The organism is Achromobacter sp. LC458 (genome assembly GCF_001005835.2).
In the GTDB taxonomy this organism is placed as follows: Bacteria; Pseudomonadota; Gammaproteobacteria; order Burkholderiales; family Burkholderiaceae_B; genus Achromobacter; species Achromobacter spanius_B.
In genome coordinates, this window is record NZ_LBHW02000007.1 from 1 (window position 1) to 14,566 (window position 14,566).

A 14,566-nucleotide genomic window follows, 5' to 3' on the forward strand; every position below is an offset into this window, starting at 1 on the left:
GGATGTGTCGGAATGGTGGGACGTGTCGGACGTGTCGGGCGTATCGGAACTGTCGGGCGTGGCAGGGGCGCGCATGAACCACAGTACGTCCATGCCCAGCACGCCGTGTTCTTCCAGCAGCGCGTCAAAGCCTTCCGGCACCGTGCCCAGGTTTTCACCCACGATCAGCGCGCGATGCAGCCACGCTTCCAGGGCAGTCAGGCGCAGCAATTCGCGCAGCGGATAGCGCACATAGCCGCCGTCTTGGGGACCGGCGCCATCAGGGATCAGCCACATCCGCGCCATGCCCAGGATGTGGTCGATACGCAGGCCGCCCGCGTGGGCCAGGCAGGCTCGCAGCATGGCCAGAAACGCCGAATAGCCCGACTTCTGCAAGGCGGCGGGCGACAGCGCGGTCAGCCCCCAGCCCTGGCCCAGCGGGTTGTAGATATCCGGCGGCGCGCCCACGCTGGCGCGCTTGACCAGGTCGGCCTGGCGGCTCCATGCGTGGCTGCCCAGCGGGCTTGCGCCCACCGCCAGGTCCGCCACGATGCCCACGCGCATGCCCGCATCGCGGCCGGCACGCTGCGCCTGCTTCAGGCTGGCCGAGGCCAGCCACTGGGCAAACGCATGCGCGTCCACCTCTTGGGCATGCTGCGCGGCGAACTGCTGCGCGGCGGATGAGCGCGGGTCGCGCAGATCGGCCGGCCATTGCGTCCACGGCACGGGCGTGCCCGCCTCCAGGCTGTGCGCCGCGTGCAGCGCTTCAAACAGCGCGTGGTCACGCAGGTCTTGCCCGCCCGCGTTGCGGAAGGCGTCGTAGGCGCGGCGCTGTTCATCGCCGGCGGCAGTGGTGAAACGTCCATGCAGACGCCGCAGCAGCTGGTGCCGGAACCCGGCGGCCGCGGGCCAATCGATCAACGGCTGGGCATCCAGCGAGCGCAAGCGCGTGTGGGTCATCCCTGCCAGGGCATCGCGCACGGCGTCGGCGCCCAGGACGGCGGCGGGATCGGCGTACAAGGTGTTCAAGAACAGCCGGCTGGACGGCGAATACGGGCTGCACTGCGCCGCGTCGGCGGCAAACATGGCGTGCACGGGGCTGATCGCCAGCGCGTCCGCGCCGGCATTGCCGGCTGCCTGGGCCAGGTCGCGCAGCGCGCCAAAGTCGCCAAAGCCATGCGTGGCCTGCGTGGGATCGGGGTGGGGCCGGCGCAGGCTGTAGACCTGCACGGCCAGGCCCCAGGCGCGCGCGTCCCGCTCTTGCAGCAGCTCGTCCACGGAAGGCGCGCGGGCGGGCGCAACGGCAAGCGTCGTCACGCCGCCGGCCGTGTGCAGCGTGTAGTAGCCCGGCGTGGACGGGGCGCGCAACATTGGCGCGGTGCCGCCCGCCTGCGTGGGTCGGCCGGTACGTTGGTCTGCGCGTTGGCCTGTGCGTTGACCTGCACCTTGGCCTGCGCCTTGGCCTGTGCGCTGGCCTGCGCCTTGGCCGGCAGGCTGGTCCTCGGGCCGGTCAATGTTCTGGTCCGTGGTTTGGCCGGTGATGGCGGGCCCGGCCGGCGGTTCGATGCGATAAGCGCCGGCGCAGTTGCGTGGCAGAAACACGGCTTCACCGGTGACGGCCACCAGCATCGCGGGCAGGTGCGACCGCGATTGCATGTCGGCCAGTCTTTGTCGGCTGTCGCGAATATCCGCCTCGGACCCGGCGGGCAGGTCCATCGCGGCGAGCAGGGCGCGCAGCGTGTCGGGTGATACGCGTTGCGGGCGCTTGTCCGCGTCCGTCCAGTGTTCCGCGATACCGGCGTCGGCCGCCAACTCCGATAGCCCGGCGGGGGCCTCGGCGCTCATGCGGGTTCCTCCAGCAGCCATACCGTGCTTTCCGAGCACAGGTTGCCCTGGCACAACGCGTCGAACGCACCGGCGCGCGACTCAAACAGCAGCGCCGAAAACAAGGGCGCGGCCGACGCTTGTTGACGCGGCAGTGCCTCCGGCACGGGGCCCAGGTTGACGTACGCGGACAGCAGCGCGCCGTCCGCCAAACGCCACCTGGCATGCACGCTGTGTGCACCGACGGCACGCGCGAACACGGTCTTGGCGCCGTCCAGCCGCGGGGCGATGACGCGCTGGCGCATGTCCAGCAGCGCGCGGTAAAGGTCGCGCCACTGCTGCGCGTCGGGGCTGGCCTCGGGCGTCCAGGGGTTGCTCTGGTCCCAGGTGGTTTCGGCGTTGGGGTCGGGTACGGCCTCGCTGTTTGCGCCCGAAAACTCGGGGAAGGCGGCGAATTCGCGCTGACGACCCTCGCGTACCGCCGTGGCCAAGGCCGGGTCGGTATGGCTGGTGAAGTACAGGAACGGCGCGCGGCTGCCGGCTTCTTCGCCCATGAACACCAACGGAATCTGCGGGGCCAGCAGTTGCAGCACGACGCCGGCGCGCAGCCGTTCCGTGGTCTCGGTCAGCAGGGTCAGCCGTTCGCCGCGCGCGCGGTTGCCGGTCTGATCATGATTTTGCAGGAACAGCACAAACGACGTGGGCGACAGGTGCGCGCTGGGCTCGCCACGGGCGGCGCCCTGGCGGTAGGGCGACGGCTGGCCTTGGTAGACCCAGCCTTCGCCCAGGCAGCGCGCCAGGGCCTGGGCGGGGCGGTCTGCGTAGTCGGCGTAATAGCCGCGCGATTCCCCCGTCAACAGGTGGTGCAGCACGTGGTGCGCGTCGTCGTTCCATTGGGCGTCGTAGCCATCGGTCAGCAGGCTGGCGCGGTTGTCATCGTTTTCCAGTACCAGATGGATATGGCGCTGCGCCGGAATCTGCCCGCGCACAAATTGCGCCAGCTCTACCAGCCATTCCGGGTCAGGGATAGCGTGCACCGCATCCAGGCGCAGGCCGTCAAAGCGGTATTCCGTGAGCCAGTACAACGCGTTCTCTTCGAAGTAGCGGCGCACGGGGGGCTGGCGAAAATCGATGGCCGACCCCCACGGGGTGGCCACGTCATCCCGAAAGAACGGGGCCGCGTACTGCGACAGGTAGTTGCCGTCCGGGCCAAAGTGGTTATAGACCACGTCCAGCATCACGCACAGGCCCAGCCCGTGCGCCGTGTCGATCAGGTTTTTCAGATCATCGGGCGTGCCATAAGCCGTGTCCGGCGCATAGGGCAGCACGCCGTCATAGCCCCAGTTGCGCGGTCCGGGAAAGTCGGCAATCGGCATCAGCTCAATCACCGTAAAGCCCATGTCGGCCAGCTCGGGCAGCTTTTGCGTCAGGCCCGCAAAGCCGCCCGCCAGGCCGGCGTGCGCTTCGTAGATGACCGCTTCGCGCCACGGCCGGCCCATCCAGGACGGGTGCCGCCACGGATAGCTGTCCGCGCCCACCACCACGCTGGCGTCGTGCACGTCGCCATCTTGCAGGCGCGAGGCCGGGTCGGGTGCCAGCAGGCCTGCGCCCAGGCGGTATTGATAACGCGTGCCCGCCGTGCAATCGACGTCCACCTGCACAAAGCCATCGGCCTCGGGATGCAGGGGGATGGGATCACGGCCGGGAATAACCAGCGCAAGGTCGGGCGGAGCGGAGGGAGCCCACAGGCGAAAACGCGTGCGGCCATCGGGCAGCGGCAGCGCGCCGTGGGTATACGGTTCGGGCAACACGGTCATGATCCATTTCCGGAGATGCAGGTAGCAGACAGCAGGACAAGGCTGTGCGCCTGTACGGTGATTTCGTTTTCGGTGACGGGCGCGGCGGGCACCTGCGTCGCGGAATCCAGCTCGCGCAGCCAAGCCTGGCCGGGCTCGGGCAGGGCGAACGTGGCGGGTTCGGCGCCCGGGTTCATCAGCAGCAAAGTGATGTCCGCGCTGCCGTCCTCGCGCAGCGCCGCGCGCCGCAGCGCCATCGTGCGTTGTTGCGGGTCATCCCACGCGCCCTGGTCGATGGGGCCGCCGTGCGTGTCGAACCAGCCGATCGCGCTGACGCCTGGGCACACTTCCTGCGCCGCGTCGCCAAAGCGGGCGGCGCGCAGGCTGGGGTGGTCGCGCCGCAGCGCCACCGCACGCGCGACAAACGTGCTCAGTGCGCGGCCTTCGTCGCTTTGCGCCTGCGTCCAGTCCAGCCACGACACGGGGCCGTCCTGGCAATAGGCGTTGTTGTTGCCGTCCTGGCTGTTGCCGAATTCGTCGCCCGCCAACATCATCGGCGTGCCGTCCGACATGAACAGGGTTGCCAGCAGCGCCCGCTGCACGCGGCCGCGCGTTTCCAGGATGGCGGCGTCGTCGGTCGGGCCTTCGACGCCCCAGTTGTGGCTGTAGTTTTCCGAATGACCGTCGTTGCCGCCTTCGCCGTTGGCTTCGTTGTGGCTGCCGTCGTAGCTGACCACGTCCTGCGTGGTGAAGCCGTCGTGCGACGCGATGAAGTTGACGCTGGCCCAAGGGCGGCGGTGGCGGCGGTCGAAAACATCGCGCGACCCGCACAGCCGCGCCGCCATGTCGCCGCGCATGCCTTCGTCGCCGCGCCAGTAGCGGCGCACCGTGTCGCGGTAGCGGTCGTTCCATTCCGCCATGCCGGGCGGGTGGCTACCCAGTTGGTAGCCGTCCGGGCCGATGTCCCAGGGTTCCGAAATGAGCTTCACGCCGGCCAGCACCGGGTCCTGCAACAAGGCGTCGAAAAAGCCGGAGCCCGGGTCAAAGCCCGTGCCCTCGCGGCCCAGCGTCACGCCCAGGTCGAAGCGAAAGCCGTCCACGCCATACGACTGCGTCCAGTAGCGCAGTGAATCCGTCACCATCTGAAGCACGCGCGGGTGCGACAGGTTGACGGTGTTGCCGCAACCAGTGTCGTTGATGTAGTAGCGTTCTTCGCCCGGCATCAGGCGGTAGTAGCTGGCGTTGTCCAGGCCGCGCCACGACAGGGTGGGGCCCAGTTCGCTGCCTTCGCAGGTGTGGTTGTAGACCACGTCCAGTATCACTTCCAGCCCGGCGGCGTGCAGGCGGCGCACGGCCTGGCGCAGGTCGTTGGGGCCGCGTTGCAGGTAGGTCGGTTCGGGCGCGAAGAACGACAGCGTGTTGTAGCCCCAGTAGTTGCGCAGGCCGCGTTCCAACAGGAAGCGGTCTTGCAGGAAGGCGTGCACGGGCAGCAGTTCGACGGCGGTGACGCCCAGGCGATGCAGGTGTTCGATAAAGCGCGGGTCCGCCAGCGCGGCGCAGGTGCCGCGCAGCGGCGGGCGCAGGTCTTCGCGCTGCATCGACACGCCGCGCAGGTGCACTTCGTAGATCGTGGTGTCCGTCCACGGCGTGTCGGGCGCCTTGCTGTTGCCCCAGTTAAAGGGCACGTCTTCGGTCACCACCGCCTTGGCCATGGCCGGCGCGCTGTCGCGGCGGTCCATCGACAAATCGCCGCGCGCATGGTTCAGGCGGTACCCGAACAGCGCATCGCTCCAGCTGACCGGGCCGGTCAGCTGGCGGGCGTAGGGGTCCAGCAGCAGCTTGTGCGGGTTGAAGCGGTGGCCGTTGCGCGGGTCGTAAGGCCCATGGGCGCGATAGCCGTAGATCAAACCGGGCTGGGCATCGGGCAGGTAGCCGTGCCAGATTTCGTCGGTGCATTCCGGCAGGTCGAAGCGTCGTAGTTCTTTGCGGCCGCGCGCATCGAACACGCACAGTTCGATCCGGGTGGCGTTCGCCGAGAACACGGCGAAATTCACGCCCAAGCCGTCACTGACGGCGCCCAGCGGATACGGCTTGCCGGAGGTAAGGCGGGTGAACTGAGTGGGGTCCATGGATTCAGCCTTCGTGCGTGAAGAACAAGGTGGCAAGAGGAGGTAGCGTCAGCGACAAGGATTGCGCGTGGCCGTGAGCGGGTTGGTCGGCGGACTGCGCCGCGCCCTGGTTGCCTTGGCCCGAGCCGCCGTACCAACCGGCGTCGGTGTTCAGCGTTTCGGCCCAGCGCCCCGCCAGCGGCACGCCGACGCGGTAGCCGTGGCGGGTAACGGGGGTGAAGTTGCAGATGGCCAGCATGGTCGATGCGCCGCTGCGGCGCAGGAACGCGGCCACGCTGTTGTCGGCGTCGTCCATGACCAGCCACGCGAAGCCTTCGGGCTGGGCGTCCATTTCGTGCAGCGCGGGCGAATCGCGATAGACACGGTTCAGGTCCGCGACCAGGCGCTGCACGCCTTTATGGCCCGCGTCGTCCAGCAGGCTCCAGTTGATGGTGGCGTCGTGATTCCATTCGGCCGGCTGCGCCAGCTCGCCGCCCATGAACAGCAGCTTCTTGCCGGGATGCGCCCACATGAAGCCCAGGTAGGCGCGCAGGTTCGCCAGCTTGGTGCCGTGGTCGCCCGGCATCTTGTTCAGCAGCGAGCCCTTGCCGTGCACCACTTCGTCATGCGATAGCGGCAGGATGAAGCGTTCGGAATAGGCGTAGGCCATGCCGAAGGTGATGTCGTGATGGTGATACTTGCGATACACGGGGTCTTCCTCCATGTAGCGCAGCGTGTCGTGCATCCACCCCATGTTCCATTTGTAGTGAAAGCCCAGGCCGCCCTCGGACACCGGCGCCGTCACGCCCGGCCATGCGGTGGATTCTTCGGCCACCACGATGGCGTCCGGCGCTTCGTGGCGTACGGTGCTGTTCAGGTCGCGCAGGAACGCCACGGCTTCCAGGTTCTCGCGGCCGCCGTACACGTTGGGAATCCACTCGCCGGCCTTGCGGCTGTAGTCGCGATAAAGCATCGAGGCCACCGCGTCCACGCGCAGGCCGTCGATATGGAATTGGCGCAGCCAGTGCACCGCGCTGGCGATCATGAACGCTTTGACTTCGGTGCGGCCCAGGTTGTAGACCAGCGTGTTCCAGTCGGGGTGATAGCCTTCGCGCGGATCGGCGTATTCATACAACGGCGTGCCGTCAAAGCGCGCCAGCCCATGCGCGTCGTTCGGAAAGTGCGCGGGCACCCAGTCCAGGATCACGCCCACGCCCATGGCGTGGCAGCGGTCCACGAAGCGGGCGAATGCCGCCGGCGGGCCAAAGCGCGCCGACGGGGCAAACATGCCCAGCGGCTGGTAGCCCCAGGACCCGCCGAACGGGTATTCCATGATGGGCATCAATTCCACATGGGTGAAGCCCATGGCGTGCGCATAGGCCGGCAGCTTGTCGGCCAGCTGGTCCCAGACGCAGCGTTCGTTGTCGGCGGCCACCCACGAGCCGGCCTGCACTTCGTAAATCGAAATGGGTGCGTCGGGCTGTTGGCGCGCGCCGCGCGATTGCATCCAGTCTTCGTCCGTCCAGACGTGGGGCGTGGGGTCGTCGACCACCGACGCGGTCGCGGGTGCGGCCTGCGCGCGCCGTGCCATGGGGTCGGCCTTGAACACGATGGCGCCCGCGCTATCGGTGATGGCGAACTTGTAGCAATCGCCGGCGCATACGCCGGGGATGAACAATTCCCACACGCCGGCGGCGTGGCGCAGGCGCATGGGATGCCGGCGGCTGTCCCAGCTGTTGAAGTCGCCCACCACCGCGACGCGGCGCGCATTGGGCGCCCAGACCGCGCAACGCAGCCCGGACACGCCGTTCATTTCCACCAGGCGCGCGCCCAGCAAGTCCAGCGCAGCGCGCCAGTCCCCGCTGGACAAGGCGCCCAGGTCCGCGTCCGACAACACCGGCCCGAAGGCATACGGGTCCGCCGTCACCTGCTCCGTGCCGGGCCATTGGATGGCCAGTTGATAAGAGGCCGGGTCGCCGGGGCGGGCGCCGGGTGCGGCGCCGGTGTACAGGCCGTGTGCTTGTTCATGCAGGGGCGTCCGGGTGCCATCCGCGCTGATCACCGCCACCGCGTTGGCGCCGGGCAGCAGCGCGCGAACGGCGCCGTCATGCGGTCCCAGCACGGCGAAGGGGTCGGCGTGCTGGCCCCCGGCCAGGGCTTGCAGCGTGGCCGCGTCAACCTGGCCGGCGGGGGTGGAGGACGGCGGCAAGCCACCGTTATCAGGAAGGCTCATCGTGTTTTTTCCTCGGCGCTGATCGCCGCATCTTGCAAGAGTTCTCGTGCCAGTCCGGTCAGGGCGCACAGCGGAATAGAAATCCAGTCCGGCCGGTGCGCCGCTTCGTAGCTGACTTCGTAAGCGGCTTTTTCCAGTTGGGCCAGCTTGAGCAGGGTGTCTTCCTGCGCGCCCGGCAGCGCAATAGCCGTGGACGCCGCTTCCTGGTAGCCCTGCAAGAAGGCCTCGACCGCGCGCGACCCAAAGCGCGCCAGCAGCGTGTCACGCAGATCCTGCGGCACGCCCGGCGCGGCGGCCGAGTCGGCGGCCCCCGCGTTGGCGTCGGTGGGCGCACCGCCCATCGGGTCCGATCGCGCCACCGACGCGGCGGCGTAATCGAACGAGCGCAGCATGCCCGCCACGTCCTTGTACGGCGTGGTGATGTTGCGCCGGGCCTCCAGCGTCTGGATTGGTTCGCCTTCGAAGTCGATCAGGTAGGCGTCGGTCTGCGCCACCAGCACCTGGCCCAGGTGGAAGTCGCCATGCACGCGGATCAGCGGCGCGCCCACCAACGCCTGCGCCATCGTGTCCACCTGCTTGCGCAGCCGGTCGCGATGTTCAAACAGCCACTGCGCGCAAGCGTGCGACGGCGCTTCCAGGCGGTCCATTACCGCGCGCAGGTCCTCGTCGGCGCGGTCCAGTTGCCCGGCGATGCGCGTGGCGTGTGCCTGGGCATCCTCGGCGGTGGCCGTCTGCACCGGAAAGGCCGGGTCGTCCGTGGCTTGCGCCAGCGCGTTGTGCAGCTCGGCCAGACGGCGGCCGATGGTGCCGGCCATCACCGTGTAGCCTTCCAGGCTGGCCTCGAATTCCTCGGGGCTGTTGCCGCCCAGCAGGGCCGCGCCCAGCGTGCGTTTCAGGTAGTCCAGGGTCCACGTCCACGCATCGCCTTCGTTGCTGACGAAGGCGTGCATGACCGCCAGCGTGTGCGGCACCCCTTCGGCGTCCACGCGCACCACCTCGCCCAGCAGCGCGGGAATGTTGGCGTAGCCGGCGCGCGTCAGATGGCGCGACACCTCGACTTCCGGCGACACGCCGGGCTTCACATTGCGGATCAGCTTCAGGATGGCCTGGCTGCCCACAATCACCGAGCTATTCGATTGTTCGGCCCGAATCCACTGCAATTCGGGTTCCGTGCCAAAGTCCACGTCGGCCAGGCCGGGTTCAGGCAGGTAGCGGATGACGCCGGGTTTGTCGCCCGGCTTGCCGCCGTCGCGCCCGTCCAGTTCCTGCTTGGCGCGCAGCGCGTCGATCACGCCCAGCACAAAGCCGGGTTGCAGGAAGGCGTCGGCCAGCGTGCCCACTTCCGGGCCACGCCGCACCCGCGCGATGGGGTATTGCACCTGCGCGGTTTCGTCCCACACCAACACGAACGGGGCTTGCACGCGCAGGCCGTCGTCTATGCCGTCTTCGGGTTCGACTTCGGCCCAGTAGAACTCGCCACCGGCGCTGCGGCCGCCGCCCATGCCCGCGCTGCTGGCGGCAAAGGGCGTGGCGTAGGCCAGGCGCGCGCGAGACGGCGCCTTCGACCCCGGGAACCAGCGCTGGCGCGCCAGGTACTCGGGCAGCACTTCGTTTTCCAGCACATTGCGCGACGAGTCCGTCAGCGCGGCGCCACCGCGCGACTTCAACACCAGCGTTGTCAGCTCGGGCATCTGGGCGGGGCCGCTGGCATGCCATCCCGGCGGCGCGGCGTCCATGCTCAGGTCCATCCAGTAAAAGCCGTAGGGCGGCAAGGTCAGCAGATAGGGCAGTTCACCGATGGCCGGAAACGGCGTGCCGCCCAGCATTTCCACCGGCACGCGGCCGTTGAATTCCTGCATGGGCAGTTCCACGGGTTGCGCCGCGTTCGACAGGTTAGCCACGCACAGGATGGTAGTGTCGTTCCACTGCCGCAAGTAAGCCAGGATCTTGCGATTGCCGGCCTGGATGAAGCGCAGCGTGCCCCGGCCAAACGCATGCGTCTGGCGGCGCTGCGCCAACATGCGGCGCGTCCAGTTCAGCAGCGAATGCGGGTCGCGTTGCTGGGCTTCGACGTTGACCGCCTCGTAGCCGTACAACGGCCCCATCAATACCGGCAGCGGCAGGCGCTCGGGGTCAGCGCGCGAAAACCCGCCGTTGCGGTCCGGCGACCACTGCATCGGCGTGCGCACGCCGTCGCGGTCGCCCAGATGCACGTTGTCGCCCATGCCCAGTTCGTCGCCGTAGTACAGCACCGGCGTGCCGGGCATGGACAAGAGCAGGCTGTTCATCAGTTCGACGCGGCGGCGGTCGCGCTCCAGCAAGGGCGCCAGCCGGCGGCGGATACCCAGGTTGATGCGCGCGCGCGGATCGGCGGCGTACACGCTCCACAGGTAATCGCGTTCGCGGCTGGTCACCATTTCCAGCGTCAGCTCGTCGTGGTTGCGCAGGAAAATAGCCCACTGGCAGGTGTCCGGAATATCCGGCGTCTGGCGGATGATGTCGGTAATCGGAAAGCGGTCTTCCTGCGCGATGGCCATGTACATGCGCGGCATCAGCGGAAAGTGGAACGACATATGGCATTCGTCGCCCGCGCCGAAATACTCCTGCGCATCCTCGGGCCACTGGTTCGCTTCGGCCAACAACAGCCGGCCCGGGTATTCCTGGTCGATCACCGCGCGGATCTGCTTGAGCACCTGATGCGTTTCGGGCAGGTTTTCGTTGTTGGTGCCTTCGCGTTCCACCAGGTACGGCACGGCGTCCAGCCGCAGCCCGTCCACGCCCATGTCCAGCCAATAGCGCATGACGGACAGCACTTCCTTGAGCACCTGCGGGTTGTCGTAGTTCAGGTCGGGCTGATGGGAATAGAAGCGATGCCAGAAGTAGGCGTTGGCCTCGGGGTCCCACGTCCAGTTGGACTTTTCCGTGTCGCAAAAGATGATGCGCGTGCCGGCGTAGGCCTTGTCGTTGTCGGACCACACGTAGAAGTTGCGCGCCGCCGATCCCGGGCGCGAGGTGCGCGCCCGCTGAAACCAGCGGTGCTGGTCCGACGTGTGGTTGACCACCAGTTCGGTAATGACGCGCAGCCCGCGGGCGTGGGCTTCGCGGATCAGCTTGCGCACGTCGGCCACCGTGCCGTAGTCGGGATGCACCCCGCGATAGTCCGCGATGTCGTAGCCATCGTCGCGCCGGGGCGACGGGTAGAACGGCAGCAGCCAGATCGTGTTCACGCCCAGGCTGGCGATGTAATCCAACTTCATGATCAGGCCGGGCACGTCTCCCACCCCGTCGTCGTTCGAGTCGAAGAACGACTTCACATGCAGCTGATAGATAACGGCGTCCTTGTACCAAAGGCCGTCATCCTTGATGGGATTGGTTTCACTGATCATCGTGGGCTCCGGGCGTCAACCATGCAGGGACAGCCGCCAGACGCGATAGGGTTGGTCGGGGGACAGCGTCACGGTGCGCGTCGCGTCGCGCCAGGTCTCGTGGCTGTCCGTCAACAGGTCTTCGACTTCAAGATGAGCGGGCCTGGCGTCGCCGAACAACCAGAACGGCACCTCCAGATATGCGGTTTGCGGTTGAAAGGGGTCCAGGCTGATGACGGTAAGCACCACGTTGCCCAGACCCGGCGTGGCTTTGACAAAGGCCAGGACGCGGTCGTTGCCACTGCGCAGCGCGGTCAGCCCGCGATGCGTCTGCAAGGCCGGGTTGGCGCGGCGGATCTGGTTCAGCCGCGCGATCTCGGCGCGGATGTTGCCGGGCTGGCGCCAGTCGCGCGGGCGCAGTTCGTACTTTTCGGAATCCAGATATTCCTCTTTGCCCGGCACCGGCGCGGACTCGCACAGCTCGAAGCCGCTGTACACGCCCCACAGGCCCGAGCCCATGGCGGCCAGCGCGGCGCGGATCAAGAATCCCGGCCGCCCCGACGTCTGCAAGAACACCGGGTTGATATCCGGCGTGTTCACAAAGAAGTGCGGGCGGAAAAAATCGGCCGGCGGCGGGTTCGAGATTTCTTCCAGATACGCCTGCAACTCGGCGCGTTCGTTGCGCCACGTGAAGTACGTGTACGACTGCGTGAAGCCCACCTTGGCCAGGCGGTACATCATCTTGGGCCGGGTAAAGGCTTCAGACAGGAACAGCACATCGGGGTGCTGCCCGTGCACCTCGGCAATCAGCCATTGCCAGAAGGGCAGCGGCTTGGTGTGCGGGTTGTCCACGCGAAAGATCCGCACGCCCTTGTCCACCCAGAACAGCACCACGTCGCGCAGCGCGCGCCACAGCGCCAGCTTGCGCGCGCGGCGGGGCGGCGAGCCGTAGAACGACACGTTGACGATGTCCTGGTACTTCTTGGGCGGGTTCTCGGCGTAGCGGATGGAACCGTCGGGGCGCCATGAGAACCAATCGGGATGCGACTTCAGCCAGGGATGGTCGGGCGAACACTGGATGGCAAAGTCCAGCGCCATTTCCATGCCGTGCTCGCGCGCGGCGCTGACCAGTCGCAGAAAATCATCCAGCGATCCCAGCTTGGGCTCGATGGCGTCGTGGCCGCCGTCGGCCGACCCGATGGCGTACGGGCTGCCCACGTCGTCCGGCCCGGCGATCAGGCTGTTGTTCGGCCCCTTGCGATTGCGCAGGCCGATGGGGTGTATCGGCGGCAGGTACAGCACGTCGAAGCCCATTTCCTGAATGTCGGGCAGGCGCGCGATGACGTCGTCAAACGTGCCATGGCGGCCGGGCTCGCGGGCTTGCGACCGAGGAAACAATTCATACCAGGCGCTGTGGCAGGCTTGCGGGCGGTCGACCCAGACGGGATACGGGTCGGGCGTGACGGTTTCAAACGGGCGCGCGTCCAGTTCCCGCATCGCCTGCGCCAGCTCGGCGCCCAGCAGCAGCGCAATGTGCGCGTCGGTGGGTGCGATGTCGGCTTTGGCGCCGGGCAGGGCTTTCAACGCGGCCTTCACCACGGCCACGCTGTTGGCCGGATACGCGTGCTGGCTGGCGCGCTTGTCGGCTTCGCGTAGCAGCAAGACGCCTTCGGACACTTCCAGGTGCACGTCCACTCCGGCCGCGTGCTTGACCTCAAGGTCATGGCGGTAGGTTTCCCAGACGTCGAACCACGCCGCCACCTGAAACTCGTGCGGCCCGATGCGGCGCGGTCGGAAGCTGGCTTGCCAGCGGTCGTTGGACAGCAGCTTGAGCGGCGTGCGCCGCCAGTTGGCTTCATCGGCGGCGCGCCAGCGGACTTCGCCCGCGATGCGGTCGTGGCCGTCCATCAGCAAGTCGGCCTGGACGGTGATGCGTTCGTGCACCGTGCACTTGATGGGGTGCGCGCCGTCGTCAACGGCGGGCGATACGCTTTCGATGGCGATGCGCAGGCCCGCGCCGCCTTCCGTGCGCGGCCCGGGATGGCGCGAGGCTTCGCGCACGGGCGGCATCGGCGTCACGGCCATCAGGGCGCAACCGCCCGCGGGCAGGGTGTCACCCGCCAGCAGGGGCGCGTCGGTCATGCGTTGGGGCAGGATGTCGCCAGGCGGCAGGCTGGACGCCACGGCGTCCCAATCGATGCGCGCCGGGGCGGCTACGTTCGGGTTCAATGCCAGCACCGCCGTGGCGCCGTCGGGCTCATCGCGCAGCACCAGCGTGGCGCGGCCGTCGCGGCCGCCCAGCACACGCGGCGGGCCGGCAGGCGCGTCGCGCAGGCTGAGCCACTGGTTGATGTCCTGCAATTGGGGCGACGCGTCGATGTCGGCTTCCGCCGCCATCCACCCGTTGGCGGTAAAGGCAGCGGCCCACGCCAGCCGCGCATCGGCATGCGGCTTGTTCGGGGCGTCGCCGTGCAGCGGCGTCGTGCTGGCCAGCACCGGGGCCACGCGTTGCAGGCGCGAGGCTTCTTCGGCCAGCCAGGCGGATTTGTAATCCCACCACGGCAGGGAAGAAAACACGCCGTCGAAACCGGCGTCGCGCAGCGTGTCCAGCTGATGCGCCGTCAGCCCCGGCGTCCAGGCCAGGCAATGCGGGGCGGTGGCGTGTTGGCGCAGCGGGTCCAGCACGCCGCGCCAGCTGGTGGCGGGCAGGCGCTGGGGGGCTTCGAATACAAAGCCGGCCACGCCGGCTTGCATCCAGCGCGCCAGCCGCGCCGACCAGGCCTGCGCGAACTCCGGCGGCGGCTCGCCGGCCAGGGCCATGACGCCCCACGTGCTAACAGGCAGGCGGGGGTCGCGCGCCGGGTCGTCGGGCGGCGGCTGATACCAGCCGGGCGGCGCGGTGGTGGGCGTGGCGTCCACCGACACGCGGTCCAGCACCACGTGCAGCATCAAGGTCAGCCCTTGTGCGGCGGTGGCGCGCGACAGGCGGGCGAGCCGTTCGGTAATGGGTTCGGTGCCGTCGCCGGTCGGGCTGGCGTCCGCGTCAATGGGCGCCAAGGTGTGCGCATCGGCCGACCGGACCCAGGGCGGCGGAATCAACACGGCGTTGAATCCGGCGCGCTGGATACGGGCCAGCCGGGCATCCAGCGCGGCGTCGGCCGTTGCCGCCGGGGCGCCGTCCGGCAAACCCTGTGGCGCGTGGCAGATGCGCAACGCGGTGGGCGGGGAGGGGACGGGCTTGGGGGCAGCGGCCATGCGTGT

6 protein-coding genes are annotated in these 14,566 nt (G+C 68.3%); all 6 read right to left on the reverse strand.

The features are described from left to right. Positions 1-1,824, reverse strand: a 1,824-nt coding sequence (malQ, locus tag YH64_RS07835) for a 4-alpha-glucanotransferase (RefSeq protein WP_255444200.1), incomplete at its 3' end; no start/stop codon positions are given. Further along, complete coding sequence (gene treZ, locus YH64_RS07845; RefSeq protein WP_046805726.1) at positions 1,821-3,620, reverse strand: malto-oligosyltrehalose trehalohydrolase; 1,800 nt, start codon at positions 3,618-3,620, stop codon at positions 1,821-1,823. The genes treZ and malQ, both read right to left, overlap by 4 nt. Beyond that, positions 3,617-5,728, reverse strand: coding sequence for a glycogen debranching protein GlgX (gene glgX, locus YH64_RS07850; RefSeq protein WP_046805725.1), 2,112 nt, complete (start codon positions 5,726-5,728; stop codon positions 3,617-3,619). The genes treZ and glgX overlap by 4 nt, the downstream gene beginning before the upstream one ends. Before the next feature lie 4 nt (positions 5,729-5,732). Next, entirely contained in the window at positions 5,733-7,940 is a 2,208-nt protein-coding gene (gene glgB / locus YH64_RS07855) for a 1,4-alpha-glucan branching protein GlgB (protein ID WP_143215283.1), read from the reverse strand. Next, a complete protein-coding gene (treS, locus tag YH64_RS07860) occupies positions 7,937-11,326 on the reverse strand; it encodes a maltose alpha-D-glucosyltransferase (RefSeq protein ID WP_046805723.1) in 3,390 nt (1,129 codons plus the stop codon). The genes glgB and treS overlap by 4 nt, the downstream gene beginning before the upstream one ends. A gap of 15 nt (positions 11,327-11,341) precedes the next feature. Then, positions 11,342-14,560, reverse strand: a complete 3,219-nt coding sequence (locus YH64_RS07865) for an alpha-1,4-glucan--maltose-1-phosphate maltosyltransferase (RefSeq protein WP_052946053.1) — start codon at positions 14,558-14,560, stop codon at positions 11,342-11,344. Between the last annotated feature and the right edge of the window lie 6 nt (positions 14,561-14,566).

Coding starts and splice junctions, on each gene's coding strand:
- treZ (WP_046805726.1), bottom strand. CDS start 3,620: ATGACCGTGTTGCCCGAACCGTATACCCACGGCGCGCTGCCGCTGCCC.
- treS (WP_046805723.1), bottom strand. CDS start 11,326: ATGATCAGTGAAACCAATCCCATCAAGGATGACGGCCTTTGGTACAAG.
- glgX (WP_046805725.1), bottom strand. CDS start 5,728: ATGGACCCCACTCAGTTCACCCGCCTTACCTCCGGCAAGCCGTATCCG.
- YH64_RS07865 (WP_052946053.1), bottom strand. CDS start 14,560: ATGGCCGCTGCCCCCAAGCCCGTCCCCTCCCCGCCCACCGCGTTGCGC.
- glgB (WP_143215283.1), bottom strand. CDS start 7,940: ATGAGCCTTCCTGATAACGGTGGCTTGCCGCCGTCCTCCACCCCCGCC.